14 protein-coding genes and 1 pseudogene are annotated in these 15,246 nt (G+C 70.3%); 2 read left to right on the plus strand and 13 right to left on the minus strand.

Features of this window, described 5'->3' with window-relative positions; genetic code table 11:
* Positions 1-179 precede the first annotated feature (179 nt).
* Entirely contained in the window at positions 180-968 is a 789-nt protein-coding gene (locus AC6F7H_RS32045; RefSeq protein WP_500761325.1) for an SAM-dependent methyltransferase, read from the plus strand.
* 37 nt (positions 969-1,005) lie between these two features.
* Here the strand turns inward: AC6F7H_RS32045 and yicI are convergent, their stop codons facing one another.
* Together yicI and AC6F7H_RS32055 are read right to left on the minus strand one after the other, a co-directional pair.
* Positions 1,006-3,276, minus strand: coding sequence for an alpha-xylosidase (gene yicI / locus AC6F7H_RS32050; RefSeq protein ID WP_500761327.1), 2,271 nt, complete (start codon positions 3,274-3,276; stop codon positions 1,006-1,008).
* Between the two features lie 349 nt (positions 3,277-3,625).
* Positions 3,626-4,288: a CBS domain-containing protein gene (locus AC6F7H_RS32055; protein ID WP_500761329.1), complete on the minus strand. Its 663-nt coding sequence runs from the start codon at positions 4,286-4,288 to the stop codon at positions 3,626-3,628.
* A gap of 223 nt (positions 4,289-4,511) precedes the next feature.
* Between AC6F7H_RS32055 and AC6F7H_RS32060 the strand changes: the two genes are divergently transcribed.
* Complete coding sequence (locus AC6F7H_RS32060; RefSeq protein ID WP_202276968.1) at positions 4,512-4,712, plus strand: type II toxin-antitoxin system VapB family antitoxin; 201 nt, start codon at positions 4,512-4,514, stop codon at positions 4,710-4,712.
* A gap of 10 nt (positions 4,713-4,722) precedes the next feature.
* Here AC6F7H_RS32060 and AC6F7H_RS32065 read toward each other — a convergent pair whose 3' ends face one another.
* From AC6F7H_RS32065 to AC6F7H_RS32115, 11 genes and pseudogenes are all read right to left on the minus strand, one after another.
* Positions 4,723-5,514 (minus strand): YqjF family protein, encoded by a 792-nt coding sequence (locus AC6F7H_RS32065; RefSeq protein ID WP_500761331.1) that lies wholly within the window; start codon positions 5,512-5,514, stop codon positions 4,723-4,725.
* A gap of 86 nt (positions 5,515-5,600) precedes the next feature.
* Positions 5,601-6,710, minus strand: coding sequence for an aliphatic sulfonate ABC transporter substrate-binding protein (locus tag AC6F7H_RS32070; protein WP_500761333.1), 1,110 nt, complete (start codon positions 6,708-6,710; stop codon positions 5,601-5,603).
* Between the two features lie 465 nt (positions 6,711-7,175).
* A pseudogene (locus tag AC6F7H_RS32075) lies at positions 7,176-7,539 on the minus strand (helix-turn-helix domain-containing protein); the annotation flags it as partial.
* A gap of 114 nt (positions 7,540-7,653) precedes the next feature.
* On the minus strand, positions 7,654-8,592 hold the full coding sequence (locus tag AC6F7H_RS32080; RefSeq protein WP_500762169.1) for an endonuclease/exonuclease/phosphatase family protein: 939 nt from the start codon (positions 8,590-8,592) through the stop codon (positions 7,654-7,656).
* Between the two features lie 238 nt (positions 8,593-8,830).
* A complete protein-coding gene (locus tag AC6F7H_RS32085) occupies positions 8,831-9,631 on the minus strand; it encodes an enoyl-CoA hydratase/isomerase family protein (RefSeq protein ID WP_500761335.1) in 801 nt (266 codons plus the stop codon).
* Entirely contained in the window at positions 9,628-10,914 is a 1,287-nt protein-coding gene (locus AC6F7H_RS32090) for a cytochrome P450 (protein ID WP_500761337.1), read from the minus strand. The genes AC6F7H_RS32085 and AC6F7H_RS32090 overlap by 4 nt, the downstream gene beginning before the upstream one ends.
* A gap of 102 nt (positions 10,915-11,016) precedes the next feature.
* Positions 11,017-12,318, minus strand: a complete 1,302-nt coding sequence (locus tag AC6F7H_RS32095; RefSeq protein ID WP_500761339.1) for a cytochrome P450 family protein — start codon at positions 12,316-12,318, stop codon at positions 11,017-11,019.
* 254 nt (positions 12,319-12,572) lie between these two features.
* Positions 12,573-13,175: a GTP-binding protein gene (locus tag AC6F7H_RS32100; RefSeq protein WP_500761341.1), complete on the minus strand. Its 603-nt coding sequence runs from the start codon at positions 13,173-13,175 to the stop codon at positions 12,573-12,575.
* Entirely contained in the window at positions 13,150-13,524 is a 375-nt protein-coding gene (locus AC6F7H_RS32105; RefSeq protein ID WP_500761343.1) for a DUF742 domain-containing protein, read from the minus strand. Before AC6F7H_RS32105 ends, AC6F7H_RS32100 begins: the two co-directional genes overlap by 26 nt.
* Positions 13,521-13,922, minus strand: a complete 402-nt coding sequence (locus AC6F7H_RS32110; protein WP_109378556.1) for a roadblock/LC7 domain-containing protein — start codon at positions 13,920-13,922, stop codon at positions 13,521-13,523. The genes AC6F7H_RS32105 and AC6F7H_RS32110 overlap by 4 nt, the downstream gene beginning before the upstream one ends.
* A complete protein-coding gene (locus AC6F7H_RS32115; protein WP_500761345.1) occupies positions 13,919-15,124 on the minus strand; it encodes an ATP-binding protein in 1,206 nt (401 codons plus the stop codon). The genes AC6F7H_RS32110 and AC6F7H_RS32115 overlap by 4 nt, the downstream gene beginning before the upstream one ends.
* Positions 15,125-15,246 lie beyond the last annotated feature (122 nt).

Consider the following 15,246-nt stretch of genomic DNA (forward strand, 5'->3'; position numbering starts at 1 on the left):
TACTTGCCCCGTGACCGCGACCCCGCGCCCCGAACCCACCGACCGGTGGTCCGGGGTACGGGGTGGGGGAGCGGGGAGGCCCTCCGTGACTCGTTCCAACTAGGCCTGTATGAAGGCGCGTTGATGTGCGAGACTCGGTGATCGTCAGCAGCCCTGATCCATCGTGGGACGGAGTCCTCATGTCGGCCGGCAGGTCCAGTCCTCCGCAGATCGACACCAGCAAGGCGCACCCCGCGCGGGTCTACGACTGGTTGCTCGGAGGCAAGGACAACTACCCCGTGGACGAGGCCGTCGGCGAGAAGCTGCCGCCCGAGGCGCGGGACGGCGCCCGGCAGAACCGTCAGTTCATGCACCGGGCGGCGGCCTGGCTCGCCGGGCAGGGCATCGACCAGTTCCTCGACATCGGCACGGGCATTCCCACCGAGCCGAACCTGCACCAGATCGTGCAGTCCGTGGTCCCGGCCGCGAGGGTCGTCTACATCGACAACGACCCCATCGTCCTCAGGCACGCGGAGACCCTGCTGATCAGCGGTCCCGAGGGCGTCACCGACTACATCCAGGCCGATGTGCGCAGTCCGGGGGAGATCGTCGAACACGCCCGGACCGTCCTCGACTTCGGACGTCCGGTCGCACTGTCCCTGATCGCCCTCCTGCACTTCATCCCCGACGACCAGGAACCCCTCGCCATCGTCGGCGAGTTGCTCTCCGTGCTCCCGCCGGGCAGCCACCTCGTGCTGTCGCACGCCGCGTCCGACCGGCACGCGGAACTGGCCGCGCAGGTCACCGCCGAGTACGCCAGAGCCGGCATCCGCCTCGGCTTCCGCACCCGCGACGAGGTCGCCCGCTTCTTCGACGGCCTGGACATGGTGGAACCGGGCCTGGTGACCGCACCGGAATGGTTCCGGACGATGCCGGCTCCCGCACCCGAGGACAGCGGCATCTACGCGGGCGTCGCACGACTCCGCTGACGCGGCACCGCTCCCGCCCCGGCCGCCGTCGCGCCCGTCATCCCAGCGGCACCGTCACCTCGCCCGCTCCCCGGGCCTGTGCCCCGCCGGCGACACGCACCGTGAACGGCCGCTCGGTCCCCGACGTGGTGACCCGCAGGACGTCTCCGTCGCGCAGGACCCGGAAGGCCGCGGCCCGCGCACCCGTGGTGTCGGGCACGGTGATCTCGGCCGCGTAGTCGGGCGAGGCCGTCGGGTGGACGAGGAGGACCGGCGCGTCCAGCCAGTCGCCGTCCGGCCGCGAGTCGTCGCCGGTCAGGGGCAGGACGGCGCCCTCACGGACGTACAGCGGGAGGCTGGCGTAGCCGTGCCGTTCGGTGCGCCAGCCCGGGCCGGTGACCTTCTCGCCGCTCAGCAGGTGGGTCCAGGTACCCTCCGGCAGGTAGACCTCGACCTCGCCGTCCGGGCTGAACACGGGCGCCACCAGGAGGTCGGGGCCCAGCATGTACTGGCGGTCGAGCGGACGGCACGTCGGGTCGCCGGGGAACTCCAGCACCATCGGCCGCATCATCGGCACGCCGGTGGCGTGTGTCTCTACGGCCGCGCCGTACAAGTACGGCATCAGGCGGTGCTTGAGCAGGGTGAACCGCCGGGCGACGCCGACCGCCTCGTCGCCGAACTCCCACGGCACCCGGTACGACGAGGAGCCGTGCAGCCGGCTGTGCGAGGAGAGCAGGCCGAAGGCGAGCCAGCGCTTGAACACTTCGGGGTCGGGCGTGCCCTCGAAGCCGCCGATGTCGTGGCTCCAGAAGCCGAACCCGCTCAGCGACAGCGACAGGCCGCCCCGCAGCGACTCGGCCATGGCCTCGAAGGACGACCAGCAGTCGCCGCCCCAGTGCACGGGATACTGCTGCCCGCCGGCCGTCGCGGACCGGGCGAACAGCACGGCCTCACCCTGCCCGCGCTCCTTCTCGAGGAGCTCGAACACCGTGCGGTTGTACAACTGCGTGTAGTAGTTGTGCATCCGCTCGGGGTCCGAGCCGTCGTGCCAGACCACGTCGGTGGGGATGCGCTCGCCGAAGTCCGTCTTGAAGCAGTCCACGCCCTGGTCGAGCAGGGCCTTGAGCTTCGACTGGAACCAGGCGCGCGCCTCGGGGCCGGTGAAGTCGACCAGGCCCATGCCGGCCTGCCACAGGTCCCACTGCCACACGTCGCCGCCGGGCCTGCGCACCAGGTGCCCGAGGGCGGCGGCCTCGTCGAAGAGCGGGGACTTCTGGGCGATGTACGGGTTGATCCAGGCGCTGATGCGCAGGCCCTTCTCCTTGAGCCGGGCCAGCATGCCGTCCGGGTCGGGGAAGACGTCGGGGTTCCACCGGAAGTCGCACCACTGGTACTCGCGCATCCAGAAGCAGTCGAAGTGGAAGACGGACAGCGGGATGCCGCGTTCGGTCATGCCGTCCACGAACGACGTGACGGTCCGTTCGTCGTAGGACGTGGTGAACGAGGTGCTGAGCCACAGGCCGAACGACCAGGCCGGGGGCAGGGCGGGGCGGCCGGTGAGGGCCGTGTAGCGGCTGAGTACGTCCTTCGGGGTGGGACCGGCGACGACGTAGTACTCCAGCGACTGGTCCTCGACGCTGAACTGCACCTGGCCCACGGACTCCGAGCCGATCTCGTAGGAGACCGCCCCGGGGTGGTTGACGAAGACGCCGTAGCCGCGGGAGGAGACGTAGAACGGGATGTTCTTGTAGGACTGCTCGCTGCTCGTGCCGCCGTCGGCCTGCCAGACGTCGACGGTCTGACCGTTCTTGACGAACGGGGTGAAGCGCTCACCGAGGCCGTAGATCTGTTCCCCGACGCCGAGCGCCAGCCGGGTCAGCACGTGGTGGGCTCCGTCGCCGGTGGTGGCGAAGGCGGTGCCCTTGGCGTCCGCGCGGGTCAGCTCGCGTCCGTCCGCGTCGTGGAAGCCGAGCGAGAAGGGGCCGGACCCGTCGAGGCGGAGGGTCAGCGGGCCGCTGGTCAGCTCGGTGACCGGACCGTCCGTGCGCACCGTCCCGGCGCCGTCCGGATCACTGGTGAGGGCGAAGTCGGGGCCGGGGCGCCGCTTGCCCGCGTGGTGGGTGACGCGGACGCCGATGACGCCCTCGGCGGGGGAGAAGCACTCGACCGTGACGAGGGGAGCGTTGAGGGTGTCGCCTCGACGCGTCACTCTCTTGACGGCGGCGTAGCTGGTGAAGCGCTTCGACTCCGTGCGCACATCGCGCAACTCGGTGGCGTACGAGATCTGGACACCCTCGCGGATGCGCCAGAAGCCGTCGGTGAACTTCATGATCTTCCTCGGAGGGGGGAGGGGTGATGGCGAGAAGAAAGCCGTACCTGGCCAGGAACTATGACAGGTCCGGGAGTTCCTGTCACGCCCTGGAGCGAGGAGATCCCGCCGCCGGGGGCCGATGCGACCGGCTCCCGCCGACGTGTTGGTGATCAGGCCGGACAGCTTGCGCCCGACCGCACTGCCGGGTGCTGCGAGAGCGGCACGCGTCAGCAGAATCGACTGTCAGTCGAAGCGCTTCACCTTTGATAAGCCGTCGGCCCGGTGAAACACCGGACGGATGGCGGGCGCCACGCAGCGGGGCTGTCCCGTCCGGCGACGGCCCCGGTCCGGGACCCGCGGCGCGCGGTCAGCCCGCCGGCGCCGGGCCGTCGGTCCCGGAGTCTGGCACCGCACGGAACTCCACGTCGACGACGCCGTCGACGTTGCGGCACAGTTCCTCGAGCTCCTGAGCCGTCGCCGGTGAGGACAACTGCCCGCTGAGCCTGACATGGCCGTGCGTCACCGTCACCTCCACCGCGGAGGGCGCCTCGCCGAGCGCCCTGACCAGCACGTCCTCGACGATCTCCGTGCGGATCGCCCGGTCCGCGCGCACGAAGACGCGGAGCAGGTCGCTCCTGCTCACCACGCCCCTCAGCCGCCCGGCCCCGTCGATCACCAGCAGCCGCTTGATGCCGTGCCGGGCCATCACCCGGGCGGCGTCCACCACGCTCCAGTCCTCGGCGGCACAGAGCGGGGGCGACGTCATCAGCCCGGCGGCGTCGGTGGCCCAGGCCTTCTCCGGTCGGGGCGCCACTCCCGGCCCACCTGCATCGCCCTCCTGACGCCCCCACATCTTGTGCAGCAGATCCGCCTCGGACACCACGCCCACCGGACGGTCCTCGGAGTCGACCACGGGGACGGCGGTGATGTCGTACTCGAGCAGCAGGTGCGCGATCTCCTTGAACGGTGTCCCGCCCTGGATCCGGACGACGGCGTCGCTCATCACGTCGCGCACCTTCTGGTGGCTCATCGTGGTGCTTCCTCTCTGCTCCTGGCGCACGTCCGAAGGACGGACGACCACTGTGCGCACGCGGCCGCCACTACCATCATCGCCGGTCGGAGGGGTCGAACGAGAACAGGAGGAGCGCCTTCCGGCCCCGTCGGCGCGGGCTGGGCCGAAAGGGCGAGTGGCCCGCCTTGTAGAGTTCGGTGATCCCGGTCCACGCAGTGCCCGACGCCGTCAGGAGAGCGCCATGGCCAAGGTCACCGTCACACTCGACGCCGAACTGGTCGTGGAAGTCATGGTCCTGGCCGGAGTCGGGTCGCCGCAGGACGCCGTCGAGCTCGTGGTGCGGGACTACATCGCCCGCGGCCACCGTACGGAGACACGCACCGAGCTCACCGACCGGAATCTGCGCGAGGTGGACACCAAGCCGCAGGAGCCGCAGGGCTGAGCCCGGGGCCTCAAGGGGTGCGGATGCCCGCAGGGCGGGCGGGTCGGCCGAAGCGGGCGGGAACGCCCGGCGAGTAGAGGACGCTCACAGGGTCTTTCGCGGGCTTCGGCAGTCCCGCCGCCGTCAGCAGGTCCTCCGCGCAGTCGAGTACCTCGGCGCGGTGCAGGGACCAGCGCGGATGGGTGTTGGGCAGGTACACCGACCGGCCGAAGAAGGAGCCGTGCATGCCCCAGCGGGCGGTCGGGAAGTGTTCCAGCTCGGTGGGCTCCTCGACCCGCTCGCCCACCCGCACGGTGATGCGGCTGTGGGCGCCGCGGGGTCCGGGCCACCGCCGGGAGCTGGTGTACGTGACGGTGTCGCCGCTGTGCCGGACGGCCATCCGGGACCAGAGATAGGGCATCCGGAAGCCGATCCGGCCGATCGTCACGGGCAGCAGCCGGGAGGCGTCCAGGGAGAGGAACACCACGCCGCGGCGTCCGTGCGTGTCCACCGAGTAGAGGCGGACGTTGGTCTCGGGGAAGGAGCCGAGGTAGGGGAGCCCCGGGAGGCGCAGCCTGCCGACCCGGTGCATCCGGAAGGCGACGAGTCCGACGTAGGTGACCCCGTCCAGTGTGTCGGGCACCGTTCCGGTCGGCAGCAGAGGGGCCACGTCGGCCGGGTCCGCGGCCCAGTGCAGAAAGGTCAGGTCGAGCCAGGACTGGGTGAGCAGCGGGCGCGCGATGGTCGCCGGCACCCCGGCCGTGAGGGGTTCCGGGAGCCTCGGAGGTGGCGGGTGCGGCTGTGACCGCGGAGTCGGCGGCATAGCACCAGTGTCCCAGAGGAGCGGCGCGGGAGCGGCGGCCCCGGCTGGGACAGCCGCTCCCGGAACTCACCCGGAGTGGGCCGAGGTCACCGCTCGACGCCGAGACCCGCGTCGTCCACCTCGTCCTTGCCCTCGGCCCTGAGCACCTTGTTCAGCGGTGCGAGGTCGTAGATGCCGTCCAGAGCGGGCTGCTCCAGCAGGCCGGCCTTCACCGCGTGCTTCGCCTGCGAGTCGAGGGTGGCGGCCAGCGGGTCGTCCAGGAAGGTGATGGACTCCCAGGCCGGGCCGAGGACGTCCTCGGGCAGGGCCTTGCCGGACAGTTCTTCGAGGGCCTTGTTCGCGGACTCCTTGGCCTTGTCGGGGTTGGCCCTGATCCAGTCGTTGGTCTTCACCGAGCCGCGCAGCACGGCCTCGACGACGTCCGGGTGCTCCTCGAGGAACTTCTGCGACACGATGATGTTCGTGATCACGAACTTCTTGTCGGGCCACAGGTCGGCCTCGTCCAGCAGCACCTCGGCGCCCTCCGCGACCAGCTTGGACGCGGTCGGCTCCGGCACCCAGGCACCGTCGATCGAGCCGGACGTGAAGGCGTCGGGTGCCACCTTGTTGTCGGTGCGGACGACGGAGACGTCGCCCTTGCCGCTCTGCGCGTCGACCTTCCAGCCCTTCTCCGCGATCCAGTTGAGGAACGCGACGTCCTGGGTGTTGCCGAGCTGCGGGGTCGCGATCCTCTTGCCCTCGAGGTCGTCCTCGGACTTGATCCTGTCCGGGTTCACCACCAGCTTCACGCCGCCGGAGGCGGAACCGCCGATGATGCGCAGGTTCTTGCCCCGGGACTTGGTGAATCCGTTGATGGAGGGGGAGGGGCCGATCCAGCCGATGTCGATGGAACCGGCGTTCAGCGCCTCGATCTCGGACGGCCCGGCGTTGAAGGTAGCGGACTTGATCCGGGTGCCGCCGAGCTCCTTCTGCAGCAGGCCCTCCTCGATGCCCACCAGCGCGTTGGCATGGGTGAGGTTCGGGAAGTAGCCGAGCTTCACCTCGTCGACGGACAGCTTCTCGGCGTCCGCCGCGACCTCGGACTGCTTGTCGTCGTCGGTGGACTCGGAGCCGTAGCCGCACGCGGTGAGCAGGAGGGGCAGCGTCGCGGTGACGGCGATGGCGCGCAGGAGAGCGAGAGGCCTTGCGGCAGACACGGAGGTGTCCTTTCGGGGTGGGCGGCGCGGAAAAGGTCGATACGCCGACATGTCCATGTGGAGATGCAGAGATGTAGAGATATAGAGATACGGCCGGGAGGCCGGGGGAGGGGCGCCGCGTCGTCCTGGGCGTGCCGGAAAGCGGATTACCCGGAGACGGGCGGCCGGGACGCGGAACGGCGACAGATGGCGCTCGACGCGCGGCCGAAGTCGATGTGACGGCGCGAGGTCAGATGGGGCAGCAAGCGGGCCGTGCGGTCCAGTGCACGCATGGCCGGCCCCCGATCCCTGGTTTTCCTGCCTGATTGCCAGGGATCGTGGCAGACCGGGGCCCTCCCTCCAAGAGGGTTTCCGTATCCTGGCCGAGCTCATCTCATGATCTGAGATATGGAATCCGGGTGCCGGTCCGCTTGCTCAGGGGTTGACCCAGGCGTCCGGAGCATCGGTCAACGCGGCGACCTCGGCGGGGAGTTCGGCGATCTCGGCGACGCGGATCTCGCCGTTCTCGTGGAAGGTGAGGTGGGCGGCGGTCGAGAGCTCGTCCCGCAGGGCGGTCGGCGTCGGCCACACCCGGCCCGGCAGGGGCCTGCCCGCGGCCCGCGGTGTGCAGCGTGTGCGGCCGTTCGCCGAGGACGAACCCGCCGTCGTCCGGTTTGCGCAGGTATCCGTCGTGGACCAGGGTGCGCAGCAGGTGGTACGCGGTGGGCGGCGGCAGCCCCGTCTCACACGCCGGCTGCTTCGCCGGCGCGCCGTTCTCGTGTGCGCTCACCGCTTCCAACAGGCGGAAGGCGCGCCGCACGGAGGAGATGGGTGTGGGGCCCGTGCCCATGGCACCAGCGTGCGCCCGACACGTATCCCGGGCCAGGCGGAACAGGGCACCGCGGGGAGCTCTGGGGGCCACGACGTGACACACCTCCGGTACCGGGCGGTCCGGCCGGTGGCCTCAGTCGAGGGTGACGCGCGCGGCGACCGGCAGGTGGTCGCTGCCGGTGGCGGGCAGGGTGCGGATGTGACGGACGGTGGCCGAGCGGGCCATGACCTGGTCGATCCGGGCCAGGGGCAGTGCGGCGGGGAAGCTCAGGGCGAAGCCGCGTTCCGCCACGTTCATCCGTGAGGTCAGCGGGGTCAGGCCCCGGTCGTCGACGGTGCTGTTGAGGTCGCCGAGAAGGATCACCGTCTCCAGCTCCTCGGCGGCGACCGCCCTGCCCAGCAGTCTGGCGCTTTCGTCCCGGTGGGCGGAGGCGAGGCCGCTCGCCCCGACCCGGATCGAGGGCAGGTGCGCGACGTACGCAGCGACGTCCCCGTGCGGTGTGCGGACCACGGCCCTCAGCCCGCGGCTCCAGGGCTCGGTGATCCCCGGGGGTTTGATGTCCACCAACCGGGCATCGGTGAGCGGGTGCCTCGACCAGAGGCCGACGGTGCCCCGCACCGCGTGGTACGGGTAGCGCCGGGCGAGCGTCCTCTCGTAGAGCGGCAGCGCCGTCGGCACCAGCTCCTCCAGCGCGATGATGTCGGGCCCGGCGTCGGCCAGGGCGCGGGCCGTGGCCGCCGGGTCGGCGTTCTCGTCGCTGACGTTGTGCTGCACCACCGCCAGTTCCCGCGGACCGGTGGGCGGTTCGGGCAGGAACAGCCCGCCGAAGAGACACGTCCAGGCCGCCACCGGCAGCAGCAGGGCCACCAGCGCGACGGCCGAACGCCGCAGCAGCGCCAGGACGAACAGCACCAGGACCACCAGGCCCAGCCAGGGCAGGAACGACTCCAGCAGACTGCCCACCCGGCCGACGGCGTTCGGCACGGCACGGTGGAACACCAGCAGCCCCGCCGACAGCACCGCGGCCACCGCGAGCACCCGCCCGCGCGTCGCCGCCCCCGCCACCGGCATCGCACCGCTGCCCACCCGTTCCCCCACGGCTCCCCGGCTCCCCGTCCGCACGATCGACCTTGTTCTTCCCAGGACGCACGACCGCGCGACGCGGTTGCCGGCCGGCAACCCTCGAGCACCCGGTGGAGACCGAGGTCGTCGCGGTGCTCGACCGAAACGGACCGGACCCGGCAGACCGCACAACAAGGCCCCCGGAAGTCGGCGTGTTCCAGGGGCCGGTGACGCTGTGAGGGCGCGATCAGCGGGGCGTACGCATATGGTGCACTTCGCTGGCGACCGCCGCCATCAGTTCGGGATCCAGGACCGACGCGTCGGCGAGACGGGTCGAGGCGGTCAGGGAGTTCAGCAGCGTCTTGGTGACCCGCACAGCGGGCAACGAGCGCCGCAGGAGTGGTCTGGCCCACTCGTCGACCGCGGCGTCGAGCGCCTCCTCGGGCACGACCCGTTGCAGGATCGACAGGCCGAGGGCCTCCTGGGCGGGGAGGGGGCGTCCGGTGAGGATGAGTTCACGCACGGACGCGGCTCCGACCTCGCTGACCAGCCGCGGCAGCAGGCCGCCCCACGCCGTGGGCAGACCGAGGGCGAGTTCGGGCAGCCGGAAGCTCGCGGTGTCGGCACCCACCCGCAGATCGCAGGCGAGAGCGAGGGCGAAGCCGGCCCCGATGGCCCTGCCCTGGACGCGGGCGATGGTGACGGCGGAGTGGGACGTCAGCGCGTCGCACACCCGCCGGGCCTTGACGCCGGAGACACGGATGCCGTTGCCGGTGGCGTCGTGGGCGAGGTGACCGGCGAACTCCTCGCGGTCCCCGCCGAGGCAGAAGTCCTGCCCGGCACCGGTCATCACCAGGACGCGCACCGAGGGGTCCTGGTCGTCCAGCACGGTGAGCAGGTCGTCCAGCATGGCCTCGCTGACGACGTTGCCCTGCTCGGGAACGTTCAACTCGATGGTGAGGACAGGACCCCGCCGATGGGTGCGCAGGGTCTTCAGTATCCGGTCGTCGGGGTCGCCGGGGTCGCCGGACAGGAGCGGGGCGTTCATATCGTCACTTTCAGGGAGGTGATGCGGCGGAACACGACACGGGTGGTGTCGTACGTGGGAGGTGCGGTGGGCCGCAACGTGGGGAAACGTTCCAGTAGCTGGACGAGGAGTTCACGCGCCTCAAGTCGTCCGAGGCCCGCTCCGAGGCAGTAGTGCGCGCCGCCGCCGAAGGTGAGGTGCCCGCCGCCCCGCAGGATGTCGAAGGAACCGGGGTCCGGATTGCGGCGCGGGTCGTGGGCGGCGGATCCGTACAGGACGTGGACGGTGGTGTCCTTCGCGATCGGCACGCCTGCGAGGACGGTGTCGTCGGCGGCGATACGGGAGTTGAGGACCACGGGCGGGTCGTAGCGCAGCGTCTCCTCGATCGCGTCGTCGATGTGGTCGGGGTTCCGCCGCAGCCAGTCGGCGCGCGACGGGTCCTGGGTCAGGAACCAGACGGCGTTGGCCAGCAGGACGGAGCTGGTCTCCAGGGAGGCGATGGTGATGAACATCGTCAGGTCGTAGAGCACCTGGTCCGCCGCGGCCCGGTCGTCCGGGTACTGGGCGTCCCAGTAGTGGATCCAGCCGGTGAGGGCGTCGTTGCCCGGGTGTGCGCGCCGGTACCGGATGAGCTCGGTGAAGTAGGCCCGCATCTTCAGGGTGGCCTGGGCCGATATCGCGAGTTCGCTCTTGCTGGGCAGCAACTCCTGTGCGTAGACCTGCCGGTGGGTGAAGTCCAGGATGTGCGCGTGGTCGGCCGGGTCGATACCGAGCCACTGGCCGACGGTGCGGACGGGCAACTGCTCACCGACGACGGTGTTGAAGTCCGCCTCGCCGTCGGAGCTGAGTCGGTCCGCGAGTTCGTCGAGGAGACCGGAGACGAGAGCGGCGATCCGGGGGCGCGCGCGCTCGATCGAGGAGCGGTCGAAGGGGTTGCCCAGAGCCCGCCGCTGGCGGGTGTGGGTGGGGGCGTTGAGGCGGATCAGGGTTCTGGTCATCTCACGGGTGGCGGGGTCTTCCCAGCGTTCCTGGTCCGACTGGCGCTCCTGCCAGGCGAAGTCCGGGGCGAGCCAGTTCCTGCCGCGCAGGACCTGGCTGCACGCCTCGAATCCGGTGACGAAGTAGCCGCCCCAGGGGGCGCGTACGACGTCTCCCATGGAACGCAGTTCCTCCCAGACGGGAAGCGGGTTGGTCTGTCCTTCGCTCGAACGCAGTCGACGGAGGAGGGAGATGACGGTCCGGCGGTCCGTGTTACTGGTGCCGGGGATGGTGCTGGTGTCACGTATTTCACCAACGGCGGTCACGCGAAGCTCCTTTGGCTGGGCGCTGCCGGTACCGCCGGAATCTACCCTTCCACCCTCCTCCGTCATGCGCCACAGAGTGTTGCTCCTGTCACATGCCGTACATCAGACGCGGAAGACGTCGAGGAAGCTGCTCCAGAAGCCCTTCCTCCGGCCCGACTGCCGCCGCGCCGGGGCGGCCTGGGCCACGGGCAGCGGCTGCTCCGCACCGGCCGACGCGGCCCGGTGCTGCAGAGCCGCCGCCATCCGCGTGGCCGGCGTCGGACTGAACGTCGCCGGCAGCGCCACCAGCGCGCGGTGGAACGGCCCCGGCCGCCACTGCAGTTCCTCCTGCGGTACGGCCAGCGTCAGGTCGGGCAGCGCGTTGAGCAGCCGCTCGATCGCGGTGATCGCGATGACCTGCGCCGGGCCCTTGGCGGGGCAGGCGTGCGGGCCGGCGCCCCACGCCAGGTGGGCGCCCCTGCTGCGGATGCGGCGGGCCTCGGAGAGCGCGGGGTCGCTGTTGGCACCCGCGAAGGAGATGACGACCGGGGTGCCCGCCTCCACCACATGGCCGCTGAGGTCGACGTCCTGGACCGGGTAGTGGGTCGCGTAGTTGGCGATGGGGGTCTGGTTCCACAGCACGTGGTCGAGTGCCTCCTCGATCAGCATGCCGCTCTGCCGGCCGCCCGTGCCGGACAGCAACAGCACCAGGGCGTTGCCGATGAGGTTGCGCTCGGGTTCCACCCCGGCGCCCATCAGCATCACCAGCTGGTCCTTGAGCTCCTCGTCGGTCAGCCCGGCCGGGTGCTGGATCAGCCAGGAGGTGATGTCCTCGCCGGGCTGGCGCCGCTTGAGGGCGATCAGCTCCATGAGGCAGGCGGTGAGGTCCTCGTTGGCACGCAGGGCGTCCTTGCCGTCGAAGATCGCCGACATCGCGGTGGTGAGGGTGTCACCGATGTTCGCGGGGCAGCCGAAGAGCTTGTTGAACAGCAGCAGCGGCAGCAGCTTGGCGTAGTCGTTGAGCAGGTCGGCGCGGCCCCGCTCGCTGAACTGGTCGAGGAGGTAGTCGGCGATCGGCTCGACGTCACGGCGGACCCGGGTGATGTTGAGCTGGGCCAGGCTGTCGGTGACCGCCTTGCGCAGCCGCAGGTGCACCGCACCGTCGGTGAACAGGCAGTTGGGCCGGTACGCCATCATCGGCAGCACCGGGTTGTCCATCCCGATGTGCCCCTCGTTCAGGGCCTTCCACCGGCGGGCGTCGCGGGCGAAGAGGTCGGTGTTCTGCAGGACGCGCAGCGCCATCTCGTGCCCGACGACCAGCGTGGCGTCCACGCCAGGCGCGAGCTCGACCGGACCGGCCGGGGCGTGGGCGCGCAGCTGGTCGTAGAGCGCCTGGGGGTCGGCGGCGAACGAGGCGTCGTGCATGGGGCATCTGCTGCCCGTGGGCGCAGATGTCGGCTGAAGATCCATCGGACCTCTTTCGAGGGAACCACCGGCTTCAGCCGGTGGGGGAAGCGAATCCCTGGTGTACGTTTCAGGTGTCCCGCAAGGGATCGGTTAGGGCTGGACCGAAACCCTTGGGTTGGAAGCCCCCCTCCTTCGGAAGGGGGAGCGGAGTCACGAAGTCTTCCTTGGTGATCCGGGAACCGCTGTTCCCGGGTGGAGTGGGCGCGTGGCGGTCAGGCGGCGCGTTCGAGCAGGTGCCGGACCAGCGCGATCAGTGCCTCCGCGGAGGATCGCTGGTCACGGGCGTCGCAGTAGACGACGGGAGTGTCCGGCAGCAGGTCGAGCGCCTCACGCACCTCCGCTTCGCCGTACGTGGCGGACGGGTCGAAGGTGTTGACGGCGATGGCGTACTCCAGGCCGTACCCCTCGACGAGGTCGATGACGGGGAAGGTCTCCTCCAGCCGTGCGGGGTCGACCAGGAGCAGGGCTCCCAGCGCACCGCGCGCCATGTCCTCCCACAGCTGCATGAAGCGCTGCTGTCCCGGCGTGCCGAACAGGTACAGCACGAGGTCTTCGCTCAGTGTGAGACGACCGAAGTCCAGGGCGACCGTGGTGGTGGTCTTGTCCGTCACGCCCCGCAGGTCGTCGACGTGGACGGAGGCCTGGGTCATCTTCTCCTCGGTGCGCAGCGGAGTGATCTCCGACAGCGAACCGATGAGAGTCGTCTTGCCCACGGCGAAATGCCCGACGACCAGGATCTTCGCGGCGTTGGTCACCGCGTTGGAGACGTAGATGGAGCCCTGGGCCGTCTCAGCTGATGAGGGATTGGAGTCCATGCAGAACCTTCTCGAGGGTCGCTCTGTCAACGTTCTGGGCCCGCGGCGGTTCGGCGCGGTGCAGCAGGTGCCCCTGCTCGAACAGGTCGGTCAGCAGTAGGCGGGCCACTCCGACCGGCAGGCCGAGGTGGCCGGCCACCTCGGCCACCGACAGGTAGCCACCCGCGCACAGGTCCCAGATCGCCGTCACTTCGGGCCCGGCCCCGAGCGGGAGGGTCCGCTCGGGAGCCAGCGTGACGAGGGTGTGCAATGCAAGATCGTCCGAAGACGGCAGGCTCCGGCCACCGGTGATGACGTAGGAGCGGACGAAGTCGCTGGATACGGCCCCTTCTTCGCCGGGAGCTGTCATGAGCCGACACCGTGGTTCGCGCGTGGCGCCACGCTCATCGCCTTGTTCAGTGCCGTCACCGTCTTTTGCATGCGGAACGACACGGCTTCCATGTCGACGTCCGGAGCCGCCGAGACGGCCAGGTAGGCGCCCTGACCGGCGGCGCTCAGGAAGATCCAGCCGCCGTCGTACTCCAGCAGCGTTTGCTTCCAGATGCCGTTCCCCGCCCCGACGAAACCGGCGACCGCCCGGCTGAGGGACTGCATGGAACTCATGGCGGCGGCGTTCGTCTCCGCGTCGTCGCGCGAGATGTCGTCCGAACGCTGAAGCAGCAGGCCGTCACCCGAGACGAGCACGGCGTGACGGGCACCACGCACCTCGAGCACGTCGTTCAGCACCCACGACAGGTCGGTGTTCACCGCTGATCAGGTCCTTCCATGGTGTTCGTGATCCGACCGAGCTGTGTGCCACGGGCGAACGCCCCGAGGCGTGACGCGGTCACCTCGCTGGCCGGTTCGGATGTCTGCTCGTCGACACCGGCCGTGTCGTCCGGCGCGGGCACCACCGAGATGGGGCCCTGCCGCCGGCGTCGCTTGGGAAGCCCGCCGTTCGTCCGGCCCACCACGTGGGAGGGGCCCACCGGGACGGGAGCCAGCCGCTGCGGGGCGGCCTCCTGGCTCACGGCCTCCTGGACGGGCTCGGCGGGTGCGGGCGCGTCGGCGGCCAGGAGACTTTCCGGTACACGGATCACTGCACGCACTCCGCCGTAGGGGGACACCGAGCCGACGGAGACGGAGAAGCCGTACCGCGTGGCGAGCATGCCGCACACCGCGAACCCGAACCGGGGCGGGTCGCCCAGACCGGTGATGTCGACCTCGCTGTCGGCCGACAGCAGAGCCGCCGCCCGGTCCTTGGTCTCCTGGTCCATGCCCAGGCCGGCATCGTCGACGATGAAGCACACACCCGTCGGGACGGCCTGGATGTTGACCTCGACCGGCGTGCCCGGAGCGCTGTAGGTGGTCGCGTTGTCCAGCAGCTCGGCCAGTACGACGGCCACCGGCTCCACGGCCTTGGCGGAGACGGAGACGCTGACCTGCGCGTGGATGCCGACCCGGTTGAAGTCCTTGATCCGCCCCTGGGCGCTGCGCGCCACGTCGTACACGGTCGCCGCGCCGTCACGTCGGCCCAGCCAGCCACCGCACAGGACGGAGATGCCCTTGGCCCGGCGGCTGAACTGGCTGCCGGTGTGGTCCACCGACATCAGGTCGGCGAGGACCTCGGTGTCGTTGCCGTACTTCTTCAGCAGGCCGTCCAGCAGCAGCTGCTGCTCCTCGGCGAGGGACTGCAGTGTTCCCATCGCCGACTTCAGTACGGCTTTGGTCGACGACTCGGCATCCGCGCGGACGTCGGCGAGGTCGCCCTGGTGCCGTGCGTTGAGGGTGGCGATGTACCCCTGCTGCTGGGCGAGCTGGCCCTGGGCCTGACCCAGGTCCGATTCCAGGTCCCTCCTCGTTCTGCGGAGCGCCAGGTTGGTTCTCCGTGCCCTCATCACTGCGAACGCCGCAGCGATGAGTACTACCAGCAAGATCCACAACAGTGGATCCCTGATCAATGACGTCATGAGACTCTCTTCAAGTCGCATCGTGCCGGGAGCGCGGAGGGTCCACCGATCCGACTCGAGGATTACGGCCGTCGATCGGCTCGAGCCCACGGGCGGACCACACCTCACACCTTGGCGATGGG

This window comes from Streptomyces sp. MMS24-W38, from assembly GCF_059889265.1.

Coding starts and splice junctions, on each gene's coding strand:
- yicI (WP_500761327.1), bottom strand. CDS start 3,276: ATGAAGTTCACCGACGGCTTCTGGCGCATCCGCGAGGGTGTCCAGATC.
- AC6F7H_RS32080 (WP_500762169.1), bottom strand. CDS start 8,592: ATGCCGGTGGCGGGGGCGGCGACGCGCGGGCGGGTGCTCGCGGTGGCC.
- AC6F7H_RS32060 (WP_202276968.1), top strand. CDS start 4,512: ATGGCCAAGGTCACCGTCACACTCGACGCCGAACTGGTCGTGGAAGTC.
- AC6F7H_RS32065 (WP_500761331.1), bottom strand. CDS start 5,514: ATGCCGCCGACTCCGCGGTCACAGCCGCACCCGCCACCTCCGAGGCTC.
- AC6F7H_RS32095 (WP_500761339.1), bottom strand. CDS start 12,318: ATGCACGACGCCTCGTTCGCCGCCGACCCCCAGGCGCTCTACGACCAG.
- AC6F7H_RS32055 (WP_500761329.1), bottom strand. CDS start 4,288: ATGAGCCACCAGAAGGTGCGCGACGTGATGAGCGACGCCGTCGTCCGG.
- AC6F7H_RS32105 (WP_500761343.1), bottom strand. CDS start 13,524: ATGACAGCTCCCGGCGAAGAAGGGGCCGTATCCAGCGACTTCGTCCGC.
- AC6F7H_RS32100 (WP_500761341.1), bottom strand. CDS start 13,175: ATGGACTCCAATCCCTCATCAGCTGAGACGGCCCAGGGCTCCATCTAC.
- AC6F7H_RS32085 (WP_500761335.1), bottom strand. CDS start 9,631: ATGAACGCCCCGCTCCTGTCCGGCGACCCCGGCGACCCCGACGACCGG.
- AC6F7H_RS32115 (WP_500761345.1), bottom strand. CDS start 15,124: ATGACGTCATTGATCAGGGATCCACTGTTGTGGATCTTGCTGGTAGTA.
- AC6F7H_RS32045 (WP_500761325.1), top strand. CDS start 180: ATGTCGGCCGGCAGGTCCAGTCCTCCGCAGATCGACACCAGCAAGGCG.